The sequence below is a fragment of the Shinella sedimenti genome (genome assembly GCF_022601905.1).
Classification (GTDB): Bacteria; Pseudomonadota; Alphaproteobacteria; order Rhizobiales; family Rhizobiaceae; genus Shinella; species Shinella sedimenti.
In genome coordinates, this window is sequence record NZ_JAKVIN010000006.1 from 1 (window position 1) to 21,511 (window position 21,511).

The window sequence follows — 21,511 nt, forward strand, 5'->3', positions numbered from 1 at the left end:
AGGCCGCAGGTTCAAATCCTGCCCCCGCAACCAAATCAAAAAGCCCCGCAGGCGTAAGCCGCGGGGCTTTCTCGTTTGGGGCTGGAAAGCGCCACCGCATGTCTTCGTCAGGCAAGACAACCGTTTCTTCCCCCGTAACGAAAACAGCGCGGTATCGTCCCCGTGTTCGGCAGCGGCCCCATAATCGTTCTCCCTGAAACAGGAATGGACGACATGGACAAGACCGACAACCTCAACCTCCCCTATATCCTGCCTTCCCAGGCGCAGAAGCACGTCACCCATAACGAGGCCATCCGCGCGCTGGACGCCGTGCTGCATCTGGCGGTGCTCAGCCGTGCTCTCGCAAACCCGCCCGAAAACCCCGCCGGCGGCGACCGCTACATCGTGCCCCCGGGCGCCACAGGAGACTGGAGCGCAAAGGAAACAAGCGTGGCGGCGTGGCAGGACGGCGCCTGGGCCTTCTATGCGCCGCGCGAAGGCTGGCTCGCCCATGTCCTCGACGAAAACCGTATCCTCGTGTTCAAGGCCGGCAGCTGGAGCCCCGCCGCCTTTGCCGTCGCCATTCCAGACCAGGTCGGCATCAACACCTCCGCAGACGCAACAAACCGCCTCGCCGTCGCCTCCCCAGCCTCCCTCTTCACAAATGAAGGCGCAGGACACCAGATCAAGATCAACAAAGCCGCAACCGCCCACACCGCATCACTCCTCTACCAAACAGCATGGTCCGCAAGAGCAGAATTGGGACTCGCTGGGAATGGGAGAAACCTCTGTTGATGCTGCGGCGAAACCCTCCTTCTCTGTGTGAATCATCACGTAACGAAATTCACGGCGCCGTGGGCGCAAAGAGTAGGGACCGGGCGATGTGCCGGTTTCCTTCAAATTGGACTGTTTCAACGGGCCAAGTCGCCGGAAAGTCCGCGTAATATACGACAAGGCCCGGCAGGTGGTCCTGCCGGGCCTTTCACGCATTGCGCCTGCGGAGGAGCGTCAGGCGGCGTCCTCGATGTGGCCGCCGAGGAAAAGCTGGCCGACCCGGGGATCCTTCAAGAGCGCATCGGCCTTGTCGAACATGCGTGTCTGGCCAAGTTCCAGCACCAGGCCGTAGTCGGACATGGCGAGCGCCGCCTTGGCGTTCTGTTCGACCATGAGGATTGTCACGCCTTGGTCCCGCAGGCGGATCAGCGTCTGGAAAACCTCCTGGACGAGATTGGGCGATAGGCCGATGGAGGGCTCGTCGATCAGGATCAGCTTGGGGTCTAGCAGCAGCGCACGTGCGATTTCCAGCTGCTTCTGCTGGCCACCGGACAGTTCGATGGCCTTCTGATCCTTCCGCTCGCGCAGCATCGGGAACTGGTCCATGACCTCGCCCATGCGCCGTTTCACCTTGGTTTGGTCCTTGGACGTGATGCCGCCGAGCTCGAGATTGTGCAATACGGAAAGCTGCGGCACGACATTGCGGCCCTGCGGCACGTAGGTGACACCCCGGGCGATCATCTGGGCTGGCGACTTTCGCGTCACCGTCTCTCCGTCAAGCCGGATTTCTCCCGACTGGATGTTCAGCAGGCCGAAAATGGCCTTGAACACGGTGGACTTGCCTGCGCCGTTGGGGCCGATCACGGTGGTGATCGACGCCTTGGGAATGGCGAAGGACGTGCCGTTGAGAATGGTGATCCGGCCGTAGCCGCCGGTGATGTTCTTCAGTTCCAGCATGTCAGCCTCCGAGATAAGCGTCGATGACCATCTGGTTCGACCGGATCTCGTCCGGGCTCCCCTCGGCAATGATCTCGCCCTGCGCCAGCACGATGATGCGCGTGCACAGCGACATCACGAACTCCATATTGTGCTCGATGACGACGAAGGTCGTGCCGTGCTCGCGGTTGTAGGTGATGAGCCGTTCCTTGAGATGGCCAAGCATGGTGAGGTTCACGCCGCCTGCCGGCTCGTCGAGCAGCACAATGCCGGGCCCGGCCATGAAGGCCATCGCGGCATCCACGAGCTTCTGCTGGCCGTAGGACAGCGAACCCGCCTCCGTATCGCGGTAGGGCGTCAGGCGGAAGAACTCGATCAACTGCTCGGCTTTCTCCGTGAGCCCCGCATCGGATTTGCCGAAGAGGCGTGAGAGCATCGATCCCTCATGCTCCTGGCCGGCAAGGATGATGTTGTCGAGCACAGACATTTTCGGGAAAACCGAAAGCTGCTGGAAGGTGCGCCCGACACCCATGAGGGAAAGGTCAGCCGGGCGCACGCCATCTGTCGATTGGCCGTTGATCTCGCAATGGCCTTCCGTCGGGCGCAGCTGGCCGAGGATGCAGTTGAACAGTGTGGACTTGCCGGAGCCGTTCGGGCCGATCAGTCCGAGGATCTCGCCGCGCTGGACATCAAAACTGACGCCGTTGACGGCGCGGATGCCGCCAAATTGCTTGGAGATGTTGCGGACCGAGAGGATGGGGCCGTTGTGGTGCTTGGTGGGCATGTTCACAGCTGGGCTCCCTGCTTGAGATCCCGACGGGCTTCGTGTTTCGGCTTGAACGTCTCGAACAGCTTATGCCCAAGGCCGATCAGGCCGTTTGGCGAATAGACCATAAGAACGATCACGAGGAAGGCGTAGATGATGAGGTAGTAGCCCTCGGTGAAGCGCAGCACTTCCGGCAGCAGGATGACAACCGCTGCCCCCAGCATCGGTCCGAAGAAGAAGCCCGCACCACCGACGACGACCATGAGCAGCAGCTTCAGCGAATGCATGAGGGCGAAGCTCGACGGTTCGATGAACTGCACCAGCGGCGACTGGAGCGCACCGGCGAGACCGCCGAAGGCCGAGCCGATGGCAAAGGCGAGCAGCGTCTGGCGGCGGACCTTCAGGCCGAGGCTTTCGGCGCGGATCGGGTTCTCGCGCAAGGCCTTGAAGGCGCGACCCCAGGGCGAGCGCAGGATCCACCACATCGAAAAGGCGGCGATCAGGAAGCAGACCAGTGAGAAATAGTAAAAGGCGAGGTTGCTGTCCGTCGACAAGCCGAAGAACGACGGGCGCTCCATGCCGCTGAGGCCGAAGGAGCCGCCGGTAATGTCTTCCTCATTGCGCAGCACCAGGAACAGCAAGGTATTGAAGGCAAGGGTTACGAAGGCGAGGAAGTGATGCTGGACGCGCAGGGCCGGATAGCCGAGCAGCAAACCGACGGCAAAGCTGGAGAGGATCGACGCGATGACCGCGACGCCCCAGTGCATGCCGGCAAGCGTCATCAGCGCGGTGATATAGGCGCCGATGCCCATGAAGCCGGCCTGGGCCAGGCTGACCTGGCCGGCATAGCCGAGCGTCAGGTTCAGCCCCATCGCGGCGATGGAAAACAGGAGCCACGAGCAGAGCGTATAGACGATGTAGTTGCCTTGGCCGATCGGCGCCAGGATGAGTGCCGCGACGCCGGCGAGGAGAAGAAGGGGGCGAAGGCGGGTCATACAGTTCTCCCTTCCGAGGTGCCGAGCAGGCCCTGCGGGCGCAGCAGGATGATGACGATGAGCAGGATGAGCGGCATGGCCGAGCGATACTGGGCGGAGATGTAGACCGCCGAGAGATTGTCGATGACGCCGATAAGCAGGCCGCCGACAAGGGCGCCGCGGATCTGGTTGAAGCCGCCCACGATAGCCGCAATGAAGGCGACGAGGCCGAGCGTTTCACCGTTCGAGAATTTCGCCAGATAGATAGGCGAGATCAGAACGGAGGCGATGGTGGCGAGCGTCGCGTTGATAAGGAACGTGTAGAGCACCATGCGCTTGACGTTGACGCCGAGGATTTCCGCGACGGCCGGATTCTGCGCGCTCGCCTGCATGCAGCGGCCCGTTCGGGTGCGGCTGAGGAAGAGCTGCAGGCCACCGATGGCAAGCATGGAGACGACGAGATTGCCGATATCCTGCACGGAAACGCTGGCGCCCGCGATGTGGTAGACATCCTGCGGGAAGATGGCGGGGAAGGGCTGGGCGGTCGCGCCGTAGAACTCCTTCACGCTTTCCTTCATCAGAAGGCCGAGCGCGATGGTGGCGATGACCAGCGGCAGCGTGCCGTGCGGCAGCATGGGCTCGACGATCAGCCGCTTGAAGGCGACGCCGAGAATGAGGAGCGAGAGCACTAGCGCGAGGATGACGGACGTCCACATCGGCAGGCCGAGCATGGTCATGCCGATAAGGACGAAGAACGCCGGCAGCATGACGAACTCGCCCTGGGCGAAATTAATCGTCTGCGACGCCTGCCAGAGCAGCGTGAAGCCGACGGCGGCAAGCGCGTAGATGGAGCCTGCGGCAAGGCCGGAGATCAGGATTTGGAGAAGCTCGGCCATGATGAAGTCCTCAAGGGCTGGTGGTCGGCTTGGCGATGTTGGATGGGCATGCCGGTGGCGCAATGCGCCACCGGCGATGGGACCGGTCGTGCCGGTCAGTTCGCGGGCAGGATGGCCTCGACGACCTGATTGCCGTTCTCGACCTTCACGAAGAAGCTCTCGCGCGACATTTCACCCGTTTCGTCCCAGCTCACATCCATCAGGACGCCAGGATATTCAGAGGCCTTGAGGGTGAGGCCATGCATTTTCTCGGCGATGGCCTTGCTGTCCGGCGAGCCGACCATTTCGGTAACGTATTTTAGCGTCCAGGCGGCAGTATAGCCCTTGAAGGCGTTGTGGTCCGGCGTGTATTTGAACTTGGTCTTGAAGCGCTCGACCATGTCCTTCAGGGCGGGCACATCGGCATCCGGTGTCAGTCCGACATGGCCCATGGCGCCGTTTGCGGCATCGCCGGCAAGCTCGATCACCTTGTGACCGATGAGGGTGGTTTCGCCGATCAGCGGCTTGTCGATGCCCTGCTTGCGGGCCTCGCGCAGGAAGCGCGCGCTTTCCTCTTCGGTGTAGTAGACGAAGAAGGCATCGGCATTGGAGTTCTTGAGCTTCAGCACGTCGGCGGAGAAATCGGCCTGGGCCTGTTCGGAAGGAACGTCCACGACGATCTCGAGGCCGGCCTTGGCCGCTTCATCGATAAAGGCCTGATGGCCACCCTTGCCGAATTCGGTATTCGCCCAGGCGACGCCGACTTTCTTCACGCCCATTTTCTCGACCATGTACTTCACCATTTTCGGTACGCCCTTCTGCGAACCGAAAGCAGTGCGGAAGATATAGGGGTTGCCCTTGGCGGTGATCGACGGGGCTTCGGAACCGGTGAACTGCGGAATGCCATACTGCTTGGCGACGATCATGTTAACGACAGTCGAAGACGAGAAGACGGTGCCCATGATGGCGTAGACTTCATCGTCGATCGCCTTCTGGACCATGGCGCGGGACACCTGCGGATCAGTCTGGCTGTCATATTCGATAACCTTGACCGGCTCCTTGAGGATGCCGCCCTCGGCATTGATTTCCTCGAAGCCCATATTCACGCCATCACGGAAATTCGTGCCGGCGGCAGCGCCGGGGCCGGACAGCTCGACGATCGAGCCGACCTTGAGATCTGCCAGCGCGGGTGCCGCGCCAAGCGCCAGCACCATTGCGGTTGCGGAAAGCAGTTTCTTGATCATCGTGTTCCTCCCTTGAATGATCATATGCCGAAATCCGAAAGCGCACCCGAATGGCTCGTTTTCGAAACGCAGTCTCCAGGTCTCCTCCCCGGCAGGCCGCGATTTGTCTTCCTCCTGTCACCCTATGTCCGCGCGCGACGGTTCGTCTTGTCCGGCGGGCTGTCGGCTTGATGATTGACAAGACCATGCGAACGGTAGCGGGGAAATGGACAATGGGGGTTAAACATTGGATGATTCCGCATCGCCTGTGCCGGTGATTTCGGCAAGCGACAAGCGGATGCCGGTCTTGATATCGGTGATCGGCTGGGCACCAAGCAAGGCCGGGACCGGGTCCGAGGCGAGATCGGCGGGGATGCGCAACGGTGGTCCATCAATGGTGATGTCCGACCAGCCGGTCTGTATCGACAGTTCGGTCACGAAGTCTTCCATCTCGGCGGTATCGCCGGCTATCGTCAGCGCGGTCGCACCCGCCAGCGGCGCCGTCATCGCTGTGGCAAGCAGGCGGGCGACATCATCGACGAAGACGAACCCAACACGGCCGGAAAAGCGGATCTGCGCCGGTTTGCCGTTCGCAGCAGCCGCAAGGGCGATGGACGGGCCGGCGGCGATGCCCGCGCTGATGCCCGGCCCGTAAACGATGTAGGGACGCAGGCCGAGGCTCGGCACGCCATGGTCGAGGAAGAACGCACGGGCAGCTCCTTCCACCGCAAGCTTGGTCGCGCCATAGATGGTCATGGGCTGCGGATGGATTGCATCTTCCGGCCCGAACACGCCGGCCGTCGAGAGATAGGCGACCGGAAGACGGCTGGGTTTTGCGGCCTCGAATACATTGAGGCTGCCGATAAGATTCACGCGCGCGCCAAGCACCGGGTCGCGGGCACAGTCCACCGTCATAAGCCCGGCAAGATGGACAATTCCATCACAGCCATGCACTGCCTCGATAACGGAGGCGGTATCGGTTATATCGCCCGAGACGATTTCCACATCGAGCCCCGGCGGAAGCCGTTCGGGGCGGGGTGCGAGATCGAAGACGCGCACGGAATGGCCTGCGGCCGCGAGGGCCGCGGCAGCGCGCGCCCCTACGAAGCCGGTCCCGCCGGTCAGGAGGATGTGGCTCACGTCCGCTCTCCAATATGTCCGACGTGGCAGAGTCCGGTAACCCGTTCTGTTCCAGAGTGCTGCATGCGGTCTCCTACTACTCTATCGATCTTGATCATTGCAAAAAATGGAATGACGTTCAATATTAAACTTGAATTCCAATTTATTTTTGTTCTGTTACGTTTTTGGAATGGCCAGGGAGGACCTTATGACAAAGAAGATCGGCATCGCCGTGATCGGTGCGGGCGTTATCGGCAAAACGCATATCGATACATTGGCGCGTATGGACGGTGTGCAGCTTTCGGCGATTGTCGACCCGGCACCCATGGGGCGCGCGCTTGCAGAGGCCCATGGTGTGCCGTGCCTGCCCGATGTCGCCGCGCTCATCGATGCCGGACTGGCACAGGCTGCCATCGTCGCAACGCCGAATGAAACGCATCTTCCGGTATCGGAAACTCTCATGCGGGCCGGCATTCCTGTGCTCCTGGAAAAACCCGTTGCCGAAAGCCTTGCCTCGGCCCTGCAGCTTATTGCGGTGGCGGAGGAAACCGGAGTGCCGCTTCTCGTCGGCCATCACCGCCGCCACAATCCGATCATCCGTGCCGCCCATGCTGCGATCCATGCCGGCCGGATCGGCGATCTCGTCATGGCGACCGTCACCTGCGCGCTGGCAAAGCCCGCCTCCTATTTCGAGGCGGGATGGCGGCGCGCGCCCGGGGCCGGCGGGCCGCTTCTCATCAACCTCGTTCACGAGATCGACCTGATGCGCCATTTCTTCGGCGAGATCGCCACCGTGCAGGCGATCGCCAGCAACGCGCGGCGCGGCTTTCCGGTGGAGGATACGGCCGCGGTGGCGCTGACGTTCGCGCGCGGCGGGCTTGCCACGCTGTGCATTTCCGACGCGGCGACGGGTCCCTGGGCCTGGGACCTGAGCGCAGGCGAGAACCTTGTGCGTTTCCCGGCCCATCCCGTCAGCGCTCATCACTATTCCGGCAGCCGTGCGGGGCTTTCCCTGCCCGACCTCACGCTGTGGGAGCCCGATGGCGAACCGGACTGGACGCGCAAGCTCACGCCATCCGTCCTGGCGGTCGAGGCCGCAGACCCCTACGAGGCGCAGATCGCGCACTTCGCCACGCTGGTCCGCGAAGGTGGTGCGCCGCTCGTTTCCGCGCGTGACGCCACCGCAAACCTTATCGTTCTCGATGCGATCCGTGCGGCCGCGCAAAGCGGCAGGACTGTCGCGGTCGATCTCTCCGCGCTGGGCTGACGCGAACCCGGGCGTCGGATCTGGAACAGGAGCAGGCTCAGAAAAAACCGGGCCTGCTTCCGATCCTGCGCGCAGGCTCGCGCATTGCTCAGCTCTTCGGCATGCCGTCAGGGCGCAGGAGGCGCCGTTGGGCTGCGATGCGAAACGGCGCATTCAACGCGCCGTAGCCGGCATAGGCGCCACGCCGTTCCACGACCTCGAAGAAGAAGCCCTCGCCGAAGGTGCGGCTGTAGATCTGGAAATATTCGCCGTTGTCGTCGCGGTCGTAGAGGATACTTGCCTCCCGCAGCGCGTCGGAGAATTCGGGTTCGAGGCCGAAGCGGGCTTCCAGGTCGTCATAGTAGTTGCGCGAAATCGGCAGCGCCTGGAAGCCGCGGGCTTCGAGTTGCTTTGCCGTTGCGAAAATGTCGTCCGTCGCCAGCGCAATGTGCTGGATGCTGGTGCCGAAGCCTTCCGCCAGGAACTTGCCGGCAAAGGTCTTGCGGCTGTCGGCGCCGTTCATGGTCAGCCGGAAAGCCGGCTCGGGGACGCTTTCGATCGCCTGGCTGCGCACGAGACCGCCCGGATCGACCACATCGACCATCGGCGTGCGCCGCGTCGAGAAGATCGACGTGTAGAACAGAAGCCAGGTCAGCATCTCGTCGTAGCGGGTCGTCTGGGCCAGATGGTCGATGCGGGTGAGGCCGGCGCCGGCTGCCTCGGATTTCTCGTCGATCGCAACGAACTCGTTGTCCCAGATGCCTGACAGCGCCGGCGTGTCATCGAGAAAATAGACCACTCCGTTGCCGACGCCCTGAATGGCCGGTACGGCGGCCTCACCGGGCTGGCGTGGCTCCGCGAAGGTCGGTGCGCCGAGCGCAGCCGCACGCTTCAGCGCATCGGCGGCATTCTCGACCTTGATTCCGAAGGCATAGGCATTGGTGCCATGCACGGAATAGGAGGCGCTGGCGAAGCTGTCGCTCTCCGTGTCGGTATTGATCACGATGCGGATGTCGCCCTGTGTGTAGAGATCCACGTCGCGGTTGCGGTGACGGGCCGAGCGGGAAAAGCCGAGTGTGGAAAGCAGGGCGCCGAGATCGTCCTTGTCCTCTGCAGCCGTGGTGAACTCAACGAATTCCACGCCCTGCGCGTGAATGCGGTCGGGCATGTCGGGTGCCGTGATGGCGATATCGGGCTCCAGCCGCCGAACCTGATCCATGATGTAGACAAGAGAACGATGGCCGTCTTCGGCGAGCGCGCGGGCCGAGCCGCCGCGGAACTGGTCGTTGAAGATTTCGAGCGAGAGCGGGCCGTTATAGCCGGTGGCGGCAACCGCGCGCATGAAGTCGACGACCGGTAGGTCGCCTTCGCCCGGCATGTTGCGGAAGTGGCGGCTCCAATAGAGCAGGTCCATGTCGAACAGCGGTGCGTCGGCCAGCTGCACGATGAAGATCTTGTCGCCGGGGATGGAGCGGATCGAGTTGGGGTCGATCTTGCGCGAGAGGGTATGGAAGCTGTCGAGGATGATGCCGACATTGGCGTGATCGGCGCGGCGCACCACTTCCCATGCGTCGCGGTGGTCGCTGACATGGCGGCCCCAGGCCAGCGCCTCATAGCCGACACGCACGCCGTGTCGCGCGGCCAGTTCGCCGAGTTCGTGAAAGTCCGCCGCGGCGCGGTCGATTCCGCCCAGCGAGATTGGCGAGACATTCGAGCAGATCAGGATGAGATCGGTGCCGAGTTCGCCCATGATATCGAACTTGCGCTGAGCGCGATCGAAAGCGCGGGCACGGTGCGGCTCCGGCATGCCCTCGAAGTCGCGGAAGGGCTGGAAAAGCGTGATGTCGAGCCCGTGATCGGCGGCCATCCTCGCCACTTCGCGCGGCGAGGCATCATAGGTCAGGAAATCGTTCTCGAAGATTTCGACGCCCGTGAAGCCCGCCTTGGCGATGGCCGCCAGTTTTTCGGGAAATTCGCCGCTGATGGAGACAGTGGCGATCGAGGTCTTCATTGCCGCGCGTGCTCTGGCTGTGTCGACGGGGGCCATATTGCCTTCCTTTCCGGCGTTATGTACGATTCAGTTAATAATGTGACATGCGCGGGCTTGGCCGGCAATGGATGATGATGAAACAGGGCGCTGCGACGAGAGAAGAAAAGCAGGTGCGGCAGGCCAAGCGCGATCCCGAGGGCGTGCGTCGCGATATTCTCGCTGTTGCGATGGAGGAATTCTCGCAGAACGGTCTTTCGGGCGCGCGCATCGACGAGATCGCGGCACGAACGCGCACATCCAAGCGCATGATCTACTATTACTTCGGCGACAAGGAAGGCCTGTACCAGCGCGTTCTGGAAGAAGCTTACGCGGAGGTGCGCGGCGGTGAGAGCGAGCTTGAACTCGATGGGCTCGATCCCGTCGCGGCGCTGGTGAAGCTCTGTCGCTACACGTTCGACCATCATCGCCGCAACCCGTCCTTCATTCGCATGGTGATGATCGAGAATATTCACCACGGCCGGCACATGCAGCTTTCGGAAAACATCAGGGGACTGAACCGTCTGGCGATCGAGGCGCTGGAAGCCGTGCTGAAGCGCGGGCAGGAGGCCGGCCTGTTCCGCAAGGGGCTCAATCCGCTGGAGCTGCACTGGCAAATCAGCGCTCTGTCCTTCTTCAACGTGTCGAATGCGGCCACCTTTTCCTTCATTTTCGGCGACGCGCTGTTTACGCCTGATGGTCAGGAGACGCTGTCCAGCCATGTCGCCGATATGGTGCTGCGCTACGTCAGGGTAGAGCATCCTCGTCCTGGAGCTTAAGCCGCCGTTTCAATCATGTCCTTCGCGGCCCAGCCGCTCGATCTGGCCGAGAAGCCGTATTGCCGTCGAAAGCGCGACGCCCGTCGCCGCCACCATCTGCGGCAGCACGAGCCATTCCAGCGTCCAGGCAGCGCCGGACCGCTCCTGTTCGTGCACCAGCGAGTGATGCATGGCAGAAAGCTGCACGGCGTTGAAGCGCGCGAGCGAGACGAGAAGTTCGGCTGCGACCGGATTTTGCTTGTGCGGCATGGCAGACGAACCGCCGCCGCCCGATAGGCGGATCTCGCCGCCGACTTCTGCCAGGAGCGCCACGTCCTGTCCGAATTTTCCGAGGCTTCCCGAAATGAGCGAAAGGATACCTGCGAACTCCGCCAGACCATCGCGCTGGTTGTGCCATTGCGGCCGGTTGGCAAGATCAAGCTTGCGGGCTAGTGCCGCCCTCACATCCGCGCCCTTGTCGCCAAGCTTTTCGAGGGTGCCGGCGGCCCCGCCGAACTGTACGGCAAAGCCTTCGGCACTGAACAGCGCCAGCCGCTGTGCTGAGCGATCAAGCGGCTCGCGCCAGCTTTGAACCCGGTCAGAAACGGTGATGGGGATCGCCGCCTGCATGCGGGTATGGCCCATCAGCGCGTTCTGGCCATCACGCCTCCGAACGGTGTCGAGGCCAGCGATCGTAGATGCTAGCCTCTTTGCGAGAAGGCCCGTTGCGGTCTTCAGCCTGAGCAAGAGGCTGGTGTCGATCACATCCTGGCTTGTCGCGCCGAAATGGACGTTTTTGGACGCGGCGCCGCCGACGGTTAGACGCAACTGCCGCACGAGTTCTGGAATGACGACACCGTCGTTTGCCACCCCGTTCGCCAGAGCTTCCATGTCGGGCTTGAAGTCCGACAGGGCGGAGGCGATGGATGTCGCCGCATCCGCAGGAATGATGCCGTGTTCCGCTTCCGCCTGCGCCAGCGCTATCTCGAAGCGCAGCATGGCGGCGATATCCGCCTCAGCTGAAAAGAGTGGCGCAATCTCGGTGTCGCCCATCAGGCCGGAGAGGAAAGGGTGCTCGAACGGTGTGAGGCTCATGAAGACCTTTAGAGCATTTACGGCCAAAGCAGGATCGCTTCGGCGTCGGACAATGCGGCAAAGACAAAAAGACAGGCCATTTCCGGTGAACCGGTGCTCACCGGAAATGGCCTAGATGTCGAAGAACACGGTTTCGCCGTCGCCCTGCAGGCGAATGTCGAAGCGGTAGGTGTTGTCGCCTTCCTTCTTCGCGATCAGCGTCGGGATGCGGTCCTTGTGCTCGATGCGTGCGAGAACCGGATCTTCCGCATTGGCCGTTTCCTCCTCGGGAAAGTACATGCGGGTATGCAGGCCGATATTGATGCCGCGGGCGACGATCCAGAAGGTGATGTGCGGCGCCATCCAGCGGCCGTCCTTGAAGGGAACGCGGCCGGGCTTGATGGTCTCGAACACGAATTCGCCGGTGTCCATGTCGCCGGGCGAACGGCCCCAGCCAAGGAAGTTCGGATCCGCCTCACCGCGCGTTTCGCTCGGGCTGTTGTAGAAGCCGGCATCGTCTGCCTGCCAGATCTCCACCAGCGCGTCTTTCAGCGCGTAACCGCCGCCATCATAGACGGTGCCGCGAATGGTGACACGGGTTCCGCGTGTCTCATTATTATAGAGCGCGCCGGAACCGAGATCCTTTTCGAAGATGCCGTGAATGCCGACGAAGTTCGGCGTGCAGCCGATATGGACGTAAGGACCTGCGGTCTGCGAGGCGCTTTCCTTGAGATAGCCAAGCGGTTGAACCATGTCAGTTGCCCTCCGGACGGTTCTCGAAGAAGGTGGAGCGGCGGCCTCGCAGCACGATGTCGAACTTGTAGGCGCGCATGTCCATGGGAATGGTCGCGTTCATGTCGAGCGGGGCGACGAGACGGCGGATCGCATCCTCGTCCGGTACCGTCTTGACGATGGGACAACGCCAGATCAGCGGGTCGCCCTCGAAATACATCTGGGTGATCAGGCGCTGCTGGAAGCCGTGGCCGAAGATCGAGAAGTGGATATGCGCCGGGCGCCAGTCGTTGACGCCGTTCGGCCAGGGATAGGGGCCGGGTTGGATCGTCTTGAACCAGTAGTAACCGCTGTCATCCGTGATGGTGCGCCCGACGCCGCCGAAGTTCGGGTCGACCGCTGCCAGATAGGTTTCCTTCTTGTGGCGGTAGCGGCCGCCGGCATTGGCCTGCCAGAATTCGACCAGGGCGCCCGGAACACCCGCACCACGCTCGTCCAGCACGCGGCCGTGCACGAGGATGCGTGGGCCGATCGGCATTTCGCCCGGCTTCGCATAGTTCAGGATAAGGTCGTTATCGAGCGGGTTGAGCATGCCGTGGCCGAAGACCGGCCCGGTGATTTCGCTCTTCGTACCCTCAAGAGAGATGAGCGCGCGCTGCGGTGAACGCAGGATGGAGGTCTTGTACCAGGGCGTGTAGGCCGGCGGATGAATGTCGCGGTCCCGTGCGAAGAAAGGCCCTGTCTCCGGCGGTTGATTGCTCATTTCACTCCCTCCTTCTCGGTGTTTTCGGCGCGCATGCCGGCGAGCGCCTGCTTGGCGATCTTGAAGGCATGGTTGGCCGCCGGCACGCCGGCATAGATCGCGACATGCATCAGCGCCTCGCGAATGTCTTCCTCCGTGGCGCCGGTATTGGAGGTGGCGCGCACATGCATGGCAACTTCCTCATCCTGCCCGAGTGCAGCCAGAAGCGCGATAGTCACCATCGAGCGCTCACGCTTAGTCCACTGGCTGCCTGACCAGACGGTGCCCCAGGCGGCTTCGGTTATCAGCGTCTGGAACGGCTGGTCGAAGGGCGTTGCATTGGCGCTCGCGCGGTCCACATGCGCATCCCCCAGCACGGCACGCCGGGTGGCCATGCCCTTGGTGTAGCGTTCGGACGGCTGGGTAGTGTCGGTCATGCTCGATGCTCCGGCAGGGATGTCAGGAAAGCGCGGACGGCGGCGCTGTAAGCGACCGGCTGCTCGACACAAGGAATGTGGCCGCAGCCGGGAATTTCGACAAAGGCGCTGTCGGCAATCAGGCCGGAAAGCGATCTCACCAGTTCGGGCGGCGTGGAGCCGTCCTGATCGCCCACGACGCAGAGAGTGGGAACGGCGATCCGTCCTGCGGCCTCGGTATAGTCGGCATCCCGAATGGCCGCGCAGGTTCCGCAATAGCCGTCCACCGGCTGACGTGCCAGCATGGTGCGGCAGCCGGCATATAGCGCATTATCGGCTGTGCGGAATGGCGGCGTGAACCAGCGTTCCATGATCGGGTCGATCATGCCCTCAAGGCCGTTGGCCAGGATGGTATCGATGCGCGTGTTCCACATGTCGGGCGTGCCGATCTTGTGGGCGGTGTTGGACAGGACCAGCGCTGCAACAAGGCCGGGGCGCTTGTCGTGCACCGCCTGCGCGACGAGGCCGCCGACGGAAAGGCCCCAGACGATCGTCTTTTCGATCTTCAAATGGTCGAGAAGCGCAATGAGATCGTCGGCATGGCGGTCGATCGAATAGGGTGGGGTGCCGGTGCCGGAAAGCCCATGGCCGCGCTTGTCGTGCAGCACATAGCCATAGGCGTCGCCCAACGCATCCATGACCGCATCCCAGATGCGGAAATCGGTGCCAAGCGAGTTGACAAAGGCAATGACGGGCTTGCCCTGCGCGATGCCCACGGTGCGGTAGTGGATCGCGGCATCGCCGACGTGCAGAAACTTCATGGTCGCGCTCCTCTTGATCTCAGGTCTAGCAATTATAAAACGGTTAAGTAAAATGAGATTTTCGGCTATAAATATAACCTGAGAGTTATGGTTTCACCAATCGACGCCCGGATCAAGTTTCGCCATCTGCAAGCCTTTCTGGAGGTCGCCCGTCAGAAGAGCGTCAACCGTGCGGCGGAGCTTCTGCATGTCAGCCAGCCGGCGGTGACGAAGACGATCCGCGAGCTGGAGGGCATTCTGGGCGTTGCGCTCTTCGAGCGCGACGGGCGCGGCATCCGCACCACCCGCCACGGCGAAATCTTCATGCGTCATGCCGGCGCGACCTTGACGGCGTTGCGGCAGGCCGTGGATTCCGTTTCGCAGGAGGCTGCCCTGTCCGGCCCTCCCGTGCGCATCGGCGCGCTGCCGACGGTCTCTGCGCGCATCATGCCGCAGGCGATGAACCGCTTTCTTGCCGGGGGAACCGTTGGTCCGGTCAAGATCGTGACGGGTGAGAACGCCGTTCTTCTCGAGCAATTGCGGGTCGGCGACCTCGATCTTGTCGTCGGCCGTCTTGCTGCCCCGGAGAAGATGACCGGCTTCTCCTTCGAGCATCTCTATTCGGAGCGGGTGCTGTTCGTTGTTCGCACCGGCCATCCGCTCCTCGATGCGCGTGCCAACGCCTTCGATCGGCTCGGTTCCTATCCGGTGCTGATGCCGACGCGTAATTCCGTCATCCGTCCTATTGTCGAGCAGTTTATGATCGCGCACGGCATGCCCGCGCCGCCCGTGCAGATCGAGACAGTTTCCGATGCATTCGGCCGCGCCTATCTGCGCATGAGTGACGCGGTCTGGATCATTTCGGAAGGCGTGGTGGCTGGCGATATCGCCGATGGCGTGCTCGCCGCCTTGCCGCTGGAGACCGTGGAAACGCGCGGCCCCGTGGGTTTGACGATGCGTGCAGAGACGCCGCCGTCGCTTCCGCTCTCCCTGTTGATGCAGGCCATCCGAACCGCCGCGGCGGAGATTGCGGCGGCAGGCGTGTAGCCCACCCGGCGCTTCGAGGCCTGCGATTTCCTCTGGACCTGATAATAGTGGATGTGTATTCCATAATAGAATATCATTCAGTTTTATGGAGGGATCATGAATCTGGAACTCGACGGCGCATCGCGCCTCCATTTCGTGATCGGCGATCCGATCGCGCAGGTGAAGTCGCCGGCGGGCGTCAGCGAGATGCTGCAGGCACGCGGCCATAACGCGCTGTGCATTCCGGGCCATGTCGCCCCGCAGGATCTCGATGTGCTCTGGGCAGGGCTGAAAACTCTGAAGAATCTCGACGGTGTGATCGTCACCGTGCCGCACAAGATCGCCGCCGTGCACATGGCCGACCGGCTGTCGGAACGTGCCGCGTTCCTCGGCGTCGTGAATACGCTCCGGCGCACGCAAGCGGGCTGGGAAGGCGACATGTTCGACGGTATCGGCCATGTCTCGGCGCTGCAGAAGGCCGGTTGCGTGTTGGAAGGCAAGCGCGCCGTTCTTGCCGGCGCAGGCGGCGCGGGCAGCGCCATTGCGCATGCGCTGGTGCTGGCAGGCGTTTCCGAGCTTGCCATCCATGAAACGGACGAAGTCAGACGTGAGGCGCTCATCGCGCGTCTCTCCTCGCTCGGCATGGCGAAGGTGTTTGCCGGAAGTGCCGATCCGACCGGCTTCGACGTGGTCGTGAACGCCACGCCATCCGGCATGAAGGAGGGCGATCCGCTGCCCTTCTACGGCGACAAGCTGACGCCGGACATGTTCATCGGCGAAGTCATCACCAAGCCAGCGGTCTCGCCACTGGTCGAGCGCGCGCGGTCGATCGGCTGCCGCGCGATTACCGGTGTCGATATGTTCGTCGAAGTCCGCGACCTGATGGTCGATTACCTGAGCGCGAGGTGAGCCCACCATGGACAGACAGTACGCACTTGCCTTTCTGACCCTGCCAGATGTGGCGCCTGCCGAGGCGATCCGCATCGCTGCCGAGACCGGATATTCCAGCGTCGGATTGCGCCTTTTGCCGGCCGCAGCGAGCGGGGAAAGGCCCTACCCCATCATGACGGACAAGGCGGTGCTTGCCGAGGCCCGCGCCGCGCTGGCCGAAACCGGCATGCGGGTCGGTGATGTCGAGATCGCACGGCTGAAGCCGGAAACGAAGGCCACGGACTTCAGGGCTTTCCTGGATTGCGCGGCCGCGCTAGGGGCTGCCAACATTCTGGTGGCGGGCGACGATACGGATCATGCGCGCCTTGCACAGACCTTCGCAGCCTTTGCCGAGCTTGCGGCGGCCTACGGCCTGACCGCCGACCTTGAATTCATGCCCTGGACCGGCGTGCGCAATGCCGCGGAGGCCGTGGCGATCGTCAAGGCGGCCGGTCAGGCGAATGGCGGCGTGCTGGCCGATGCCCTGCATTGGGATCGCACGGGCGGACGTATCGAAGACCTCGCGCTCATCCCGCCGGAAACGATTCACTATTTCCAGCTCTGTGACGCACCGGCCGAATACGATCCGAGCGACGTCGGGCTCATAGAGATCGCGCGGGGCGGTCGCCTGCTGCCGGGGCAAGGCGGCATCGATCTTCGGGCATTCGTCCGGGCGTTGCCTGAGACGGTGCCGGCCAGCATTGAGATTGCGAATGTCGGTTTCAATGCCAGCCTTTCACCGCGTGCGCGGGCTGTGCAGGCGCTCGCCGCCGCAAAGGCAGTTATCGCCGCGCTTTAAAATGGAATGAAATTATTATTTTGAATATAATTCCATTTTGTGTATAGCTGGTCGTCGGAAGCGCCGAGGCGCGTGAACGACGGCCAGCGACACCTTCCAGACACGTCAGGATGCCGCCGCCCCGAAAGGACGGGCGGGTCGTTGCGCCTTTGAGGAGGCAAGAATGCAGGCAATGGACGCGCGGTCCGATGATCACCGGCGTGCCGATGAGGCCGGGCCTCGTGCCGAGACACCACGCCATGCGCAATGCGATGTGCTGGTGATCGGCTCCGGTGCGGGCGGCCTTGCGGCTGCCGTGGCTGCCGCGCATCACGGCCTTGATGTGATCGTGGCCGAGAAGGCTGCGGCCTTCGGGGGAACCTCTGCCTTCTCCGGCGGCTGGCTTTGGGTGCCCAATGCGCCGCATGCGGTTGCGGCGGGCAAAGGAGAGGACCCGGAAGGACCGCGGACCTACCTGCGCCATATTCTCGGCAACCGATACGATGCCGGCATGATCGACGCCTATCTAGAGGCGGCGCCGCGCATGCTGGATTTCTTCGAGAAGAATACGGCCGTGCACTTCCTCCCGGGCAGCGGCATGCCGGATTTCCATGGCAATCTGCCAGGTGCCGCCAAGGGGTGGCGTTCCGTCGTCGCCGCGCCCTATGATGGAAGAGCACTTGGCGGGCTCATCGGACGTCTGCGTCAGCCCATTCCCGAGACCACGCTGCTCGGCATGGGCATTGGCTCGGGCGTGGACATGCGCATGTTCCTGACGGCGACCCGTTCTCTGCCGGCCTTCGCCTATGTTACCGGCCGCATGCTCAAGCACGCGCGCGATCTCTTCTTTCATCGCCGCGCCATGCAGCTCGTCAACGGCAATGCACTCGTCGGCCGTCTCCTGCGTTCCGCCGCCGACCGGCGCGTTCGGCTTTGGCCCAATGCTGCGGCCCATGACCTGCTTCGTGACGGTCCCAGTGTAAACGGTGCCGTTTTGAAAACGGCTGACGGCCCCGTCCATGTCGTTGCCCGGCGCGGTGTCATTCTGGCGACGGGCGGCTTTCCGAACGATGCTGATCGCCTCCAGGCCCTTCTGCCGCATGTGCAGGCCGGTACGCCGCATTACTCAGCGGCACCTGTCACCAATAGCGGCGATGGTTTGCAGCTCGCGGAAAGTGCGGGTGGTCACGTATCGCGCAGCATGGTCGACGCCGCTGCTTATGCGCCGGTCTCGCTGGTGCCGCGGCCCGATGGTAGCCTTGGGCGCTTTCCGCATCTTGTCGAGCGCGGCAAACCCGGCATCATCGCCGTTATGGCGTCGGGCCGGCGGTTCGTCGATGAGGGCGGGCCCTATCACGACTATGTGCGCGAGATGATCACCGCGACCGCGCCGCAAACGCCGGCCGTCTCTTGGCTGATCTGCGACCGCCATTTTCTTCGCCGCTACGGCCTGGGCGCCGTGAAGCCGGCTCCAGTCCCCTTCGGCCGATGGCTGCGCAACGGCTATCTCATAGAGGCGCCAACCATCGTGGATCTCGCGAAACGTTGCGGGATCGACCCTGCCGGGCTTGCCGCAACGGTCGATGCGTTCAACCGCAACGCGGCGCGCGGCGAAGATCCGGAATTTCATCGCGGCACGACGCCATATCAGCGGGCCCAGGGCGATCCCGATCATCGGCCGAACCCCTGCCTCGCGCCCATCGTCAAAGCGCCGTTCTACGCCGTGAAGGTCGTGCCCGGCAGCCTCGGCACCTTCGCCGGTATCGAGACCGATGCGAAGGCGCGCGTGCTGGATGGAGCACAGCGCCCGGTGCCCGGGCTCTATGCGGTCGGCAACGACATGAACAGCGTCATGGGCGGTTATTATCCGAGCGGTGGCATCACCCTTGGGCCGGCCATGACATTCGGATTCCTGGCTGCCGAGACCATCGCCGCGGGCGATGCGGTGCACGGCGAAAGACATGAAGGAGAGCAAGATGCCGTCCGATCGCAATCCTGATGATCTTGAGGAGGTCGATCTCCTCGTCTGCGGCGCCGGGGCAGGTGGGATGACGGCGGCTCTCGTCGCGCAGCTGGAAGGGCTTGATGTGGTCCTTGCGGAGAAGACCGCGCAGGTGGGTGGCACAACCTCGACATCCGGCGGCACGACATGGGTGCCCGGCACGCATCTTTCGGAGCTGGCCGGGGTGCCCGACAGGGTGGAGGACGCCCGGGCCTTTCTGGAGTCCGTCGTCGCAAACCGTGGCGGTGCGCGGCTGCGCGAGGCCTTCCTCACGTCCGGCCGCGCTGCCATCGAGGAACTCGACCGCAAGACCGATGTGAAGTTTGCCGCCGCTGCGGCTCACCCCGATTATCTCGACGGTCCCGGTGCCGCCTATGGCGGCCGGGCGCTTGGCCCGATCAATTTTGACGGGCGTCTGCTCAGCCGGGAGGATTTCGAACGGGTGCGTCCGCCGCGCGGCGAATTCATGGGGCTGGGGGGCATGATGGTAGGACGCGCCGAGGTTGGCGCCCTGCTCGCGCCCTTCGCATCGATCGCCAATCTCCGCAGCGCCATCGCCATCGTTGGCGGCTACATGCTCGACCGGCTGCGCTACAGGCGCGGCACGCGGCTCCTCATGGGTAACGCGCTGGTTGCCCGGTTGCTCTACAGCCTGCGCAAGGCGAAGGTTCCGATCCTGTTCGAGAGCGGCATGAAGGAACTGATCGTCGAGAACGGGCGCGTCGTCGGCGCCGTTTTGGAGGGACCTGCAGGCCTTCGCCGCATTCGCGCGCGCAAGGGGGTGGTGCTGGCCACGGGTGGCGTGTGCTGGAACAAGGCGATCCGCGAGAGGCTGTTTCCGCAGGGAACGCGCGACTATGCGCTCGGGCCGGTCACGAATACCGGCGACGGTGCCGATGTGGCGAAGGCCATCGGCGCACGCTTCGAGGATGGCGGCGACAGCCCCGCCCTGTGGATGCCCTGCTCGTCCTACCGTCGGCCTGATGGAACGCTTGCTGTCTGGCCGCACATCATTCTCGATCGCGCCAAGCCCGGATTGTTCGCCGTTGATGTGCGGGGCCGGCGGTTCGTCAACGAGGCGAATTCCTACCATGACTTCGCCATGGGCCAGATCGCCACGGGTGCCATTCCGGCGCATCTCGTCTGCGACGCCGCATTCATGCGCCGCTATGGCATGGGCATGATCCTGCCCGGCGCCAGGAACCTCAGGGCGATGGTGAAGGCCGGTTACGTCATCGAGGCGAGCACGCTCACGGAACTGGCCAGCAAGATCCAGTGTGATCCTGCAGCGCTGGCCGCCACGGTTGAAAGCTACAACCGCGCTGCCGCATCAGGCGTCGATGATGAATTCGGGCGCGGATCAAGCGTCGTGAACCGCTTCAATGGCGATGCGGCGTCGGGCAGCAAGAACCCCTGCCTCGGTGCGGTTGGCGCGGGGCCCTATTACGCCATGGCGGTACGTCCCGCCGACCTTGCCTCAAGTGCGGGCCTTTCGGGCGACGAATTCGGCCGGGTGCTCGATGAAGACGGCGAGTCGATCAGCGGCCTCTATGCCTGCGGCAACGATCTCGCTTCGATCTTCCGCGGCACCTATCCCGGCCCGGGCACGACGCTCGGCCCCGCCCTGGTTTTCGGCTGGCGTGTAGCAAAGCACGCTGCCGGCAAGCTGGCCGACAGCGCCGGCGCAACGACGGATGAAAGGAAACAACATGCAACGCTATGAAATCGCGACACTCTCGACCACGATGGGCGCTGCGGCGAAGGCTGCACCCGCCATCGAAGCCTTTGCCGGTGAAGGCAACGGCAGGCTGCTTGGCATCTTCTATGCCGATATCGGCGTGCTCAATCGTGTGCTCGTCCTGCGCGGCTTCGACACCACGGCGGATTATGATGCGGAGCGCGAGCGCACGCTCAGGGCATCGAACCCCTTCGGTTCTGCCGAGTGGCTGACGGGGCTGGAGCTGGAGGGATATGCACCCTTCCCATTCCTCCCGCCGGTTGAGACCGGCAGCTTCGGGCCGGCCTACGAGTTCCGCACCTATGTCCTGAAAACCGGCGGCTTGGAGCCGACGATCCGGGCATGGGAGGCAGCCGTTCCGGCACGCACCGAACTGTCGAAACTGACGATCTGCATGTACGGCATCGATGGTAAGCCGCGCATGACGCATATCTGGCCCTTCAGCTCGGTCAACGAGCGCGGGCAGGTGCGTGCGGATTCCGTTACGCAGGGTGTGTGGCCGCCAAAGGGTGGACCGGACTGGCTGACGAGGGACATGCAGTCCACCATCGCTTTCCCGACGGCAAACTCGCCGCTGAAATGAGGATTTGATTCCAG

The 21,511-nt window shown here is 63.2% G+C and carries 21 protein-coding genes; 9 read left to right on the forward strand and 12 right to left on the reverse strand.

The window, feature by feature from the left end; all coding sequences use genetic code 11:
• The first annotated feature begins 213 nt into the window (after positions 1-213).
• Positions 214-774, forward strand: a complete 561-nt coding sequence (locus MKI86_RS14315) for a DUF2793 domain-containing protein (protein WP_241601597.1) — start codon at positions 214-216, stop codon at positions 772-774.
• 213 nt (positions 775-987) lie between these two features.
• On the opposite strand, the gene MKI86_RS14320 is transcribed toward MKI86_RS14315, so the two are convergent.
• From MKI86_RS14320 to MKI86_RS14345, 6 genes are all read right to left on the reverse strand, one after another.
• Entirely contained in the window at positions 988-1,710 is a 723-nt protein-coding gene (locus MKI86_RS14320) for an ABC transporter ATP-binding protein (protein ID WP_241601598.1), read from the reverse strand.
• A gap of 1 nt (position 1,711) precedes the next feature.
• Positions 1,712-2,473 carry an ABC transporter ATP-binding protein gene (locus tag MKI86_RS14325; RefSeq protein ID WP_241602502.1) on the reverse strand — a complete coding sequence of 254 codons (762 nt, stop codon included), beginning with the start codon at positions 2,471-2,473 and terminating at the stop codon, positions 1,712-1,714.
• Positions 2,474-2,475: 2 nt separating this feature from the next.
• Positions 2,476-3,450 carry a branched-chain amino acid ABC transporter permease gene (locus tag MKI86_RS14330; RefSeq protein ID WP_241601599.1) on the reverse strand — a complete coding sequence of 325 codons (975 nt, stop codon included), beginning with the start codon at positions 3,448-3,450 and terminating at the stop codon, positions 2,476-2,478.
• Complete coding sequence (locus tag MKI86_RS14335; RefSeq protein ID WP_241601600.1) at positions 3,447-4,325, reverse strand: branched-chain amino acid ABC transporter permease; 879 nt, start codon at positions 4,323-4,325, stop codon at positions 3,447-3,449. The genes MKI86_RS14330 and MKI86_RS14335 overlap by 4 nt, the downstream gene beginning before the upstream one ends.
• 95 nt (positions 4,326-4,420) lie before the next feature.
• A complete protein-coding gene (locus MKI86_RS14340) occupies positions 4,421-5,548 on the reverse strand; it encodes an ABC transporter substrate-binding protein (protein ID WP_241601601.1) in 1,128 nt (375 codons plus the stop codon).
• A 219-nt stretch (positions 5,549-5,767) separates the two neighbouring features.
• On the reverse strand, positions 5,768-6,667 hold the full coding sequence (locus MKI86_RS14345) for an NAD-dependent epimerase/dehydratase family protein (RefSeq protein WP_241601602.1): 900 nt from the start codon (positions 6,665-6,667) through the stop codon (positions 5,768-5,770).
• Positions 6,668-6,854: 187 nt separating this feature from the next.
• Between MKI86_RS14345 and MKI86_RS14350 the strand changes: the two genes are divergently transcribed.
• Positions 6,855-7,913, forward strand: coding sequence for a Gfo/Idh/MocA family protein (locus MKI86_RS14350; RefSeq protein ID WP_241601603.1), 1,059 nt, complete (start codon positions 6,855-6,857; stop codon positions 7,911-7,913).
• Between the two features lie 88 nt (positions 7,914-8,001).
• Here the strand turns inward: MKI86_RS14350 and MKI86_RS14355 are convergent, their stop codons facing one another.
• The gene (locus MKI86_RS14355; RefSeq protein ID WP_241602506.1) at positions 8,002-9,903 is read right to left on the reverse strand and encodes a bifunctional sugar phosphate isomerase/epimerase/4-hydroxyphenylpyruvate dioxygenase family protein; all 1,902 of its coding nucleotides are present in this window, start codon (positions 9,901-9,903) and stop codon (positions 8,002-8,004) included.
• 110 nt (positions 9,904-10,013) lie between these two features.
• Between MKI86_RS14355 and MKI86_RS14360 the strand changes: the two genes are divergently transcribed.
• Positions 10,014-10,697 carry a TetR/AcrR family transcriptional regulator gene (locus tag MKI86_RS14360; RefSeq protein WP_241602508.1) on the forward strand — a complete coding sequence of 228 codons (684 nt, stop codon included), beginning with the start codon at positions 10,014-10,016 and terminating at the stop codon, positions 10,695-10,697.
• 9 nt (positions 10,698-10,706) lie between these two features.
• Here MKI86_RS14360 and MKI86_RS14365 read toward each other — a convergent pair whose 3' ends face one another.
• From MKI86_RS14365 to pcaD, 5 genes are all read right to left on the reverse strand, one after another.
• Positions 10,707-11,771: a 3-carboxy-cis,cis-muconate cycloisomerase gene (locus tag MKI86_RS14365; protein WP_241601604.1), complete on the reverse strand. Its 1,065-nt coding sequence runs from the start codon at positions 11,769-11,771 to the stop codon at positions 10,707-10,709.
• 111 nt (positions 11,772-11,882) lie between these two features.
• Positions 11,883-12,503 carry a protocatechuate 3,4-dioxygenase subunit alpha gene (pcaG, locus tag MKI86_RS14370; RefSeq protein WP_241601605.1) on the reverse strand — a complete coding sequence of 207 codons (621 nt, stop codon included), beginning with the start codon at positions 12,501-12,503 and terminating at the stop codon, positions 11,883-11,885.
• Position 12,504: 1 nt separating this feature from the next.
• Positions 12,505-13,245 carry a protocatechuate 3,4-dioxygenase subunit beta gene (gene pcaH, locus MKI86_RS14375; RefSeq protein WP_241601606.1) on the reverse strand — a complete coding sequence of 247 codons (741 nt, stop codon included), beginning with the start codon at positions 13,243-13,245 and terminating at the stop codon, positions 12,505-12,507.
• Positions 13,242-13,661, reverse strand: coding sequence for a 4-carboxymuconolactone decarboxylase (pcaC, locus tag MKI86_RS14380; RefSeq protein ID WP_241601607.1), 420 nt, complete (start codon positions 13,659-13,661; stop codon positions 13,242-13,244). The genes pcaH and pcaC overlap by 4 nt, the downstream gene beginning before the upstream one ends.
• Positions 13,658-14,461, reverse strand: a complete 804-nt coding sequence (pcaD, locus tag MKI86_RS14385) for a 3-oxoadipate enol-lactonase (RefSeq protein ID WP_241601608.1) — start codon at positions 14,459-14,461, stop codon at positions 13,658-13,660. The genes pcaC and pcaD overlap by 4 nt, the downstream gene beginning before the upstream one ends.
• A gap of 87 nt (positions 14,462-14,548) precedes the next feature.
• On the opposite strand from pcaD, the gene pcaQ reads away from it, so the two are divergent.
• From pcaQ to MKI86_RS14415, 6 genes are all read left to right on the forward strand, one after another.
• Positions 14,549-15,487 carry a pca operon transcription factor PcaQ gene (gene pcaQ / locus MKI86_RS14390; RefSeq protein WP_241601609.1) on the forward strand — a complete coding sequence of 313 codons (939 nt, stop codon included), beginning with the start codon at positions 14,549-14,551 and terminating at the stop codon, positions 15,485-15,487.
• A 96-nt stretch (positions 15,488-15,583) separates the two neighbouring features.
• The gene (locus MKI86_RS14395; RefSeq protein WP_241601610.1) at positions 15,584-16,375 is read left to right on the forward strand and encodes a shikimate dehydrogenase family protein; all 792 of its coding nucleotides are present in this window, start codon (positions 15,584-15,586) and stop codon (positions 16,373-16,375) included.
• 7 nt (positions 16,376-16,382) lie between these two features.
• On the forward strand, positions 16,383-17,195 hold the full coding sequence (locus MKI86_RS14400; protein ID WP_241601611.1) for a sugar phosphate isomerase/epimerase family protein: 813 nt from the start codon (positions 16,383-16,385) through the stop codon (positions 17,193-17,195).
• Positions 17,196-17,358: 163 nt separating this feature from the next.
• A complete protein-coding gene (locus tag MKI86_RS14405) occupies positions 17,359-19,173 on the forward strand; it encodes an FAD-dependent oxidoreductase (protein ID WP_241601612.1) in 1,815 nt (604 codons plus the stop codon).
• Positions 19,151-20,899 carry an FAD-binding protein gene (locus MKI86_RS14410; protein WP_241601613.1) on the forward strand — a complete coding sequence of 583 codons (1,749 nt, stop codon included), beginning with the start codon at positions 19,151-19,153 and terminating at the stop codon, positions 20,897-20,899. The genes MKI86_RS14405 and MKI86_RS14410 overlap by 23 nt, the downstream gene beginning before the upstream one ends.
• On the forward strand, positions 20,886-21,497 hold the full coding sequence (locus MKI86_RS14415; RefSeq protein ID WP_241601614.1) for an NIPSNAP family protein: 612 nt from the start codon (positions 20,886-20,888) through the stop codon (positions 21,495-21,497). The genes MKI86_RS14410 and MKI86_RS14415 overlap by 14 nt, the downstream gene beginning before the upstream one ends.
• Positions 21,498-21,511 lie beyond the last annotated feature (14 nt).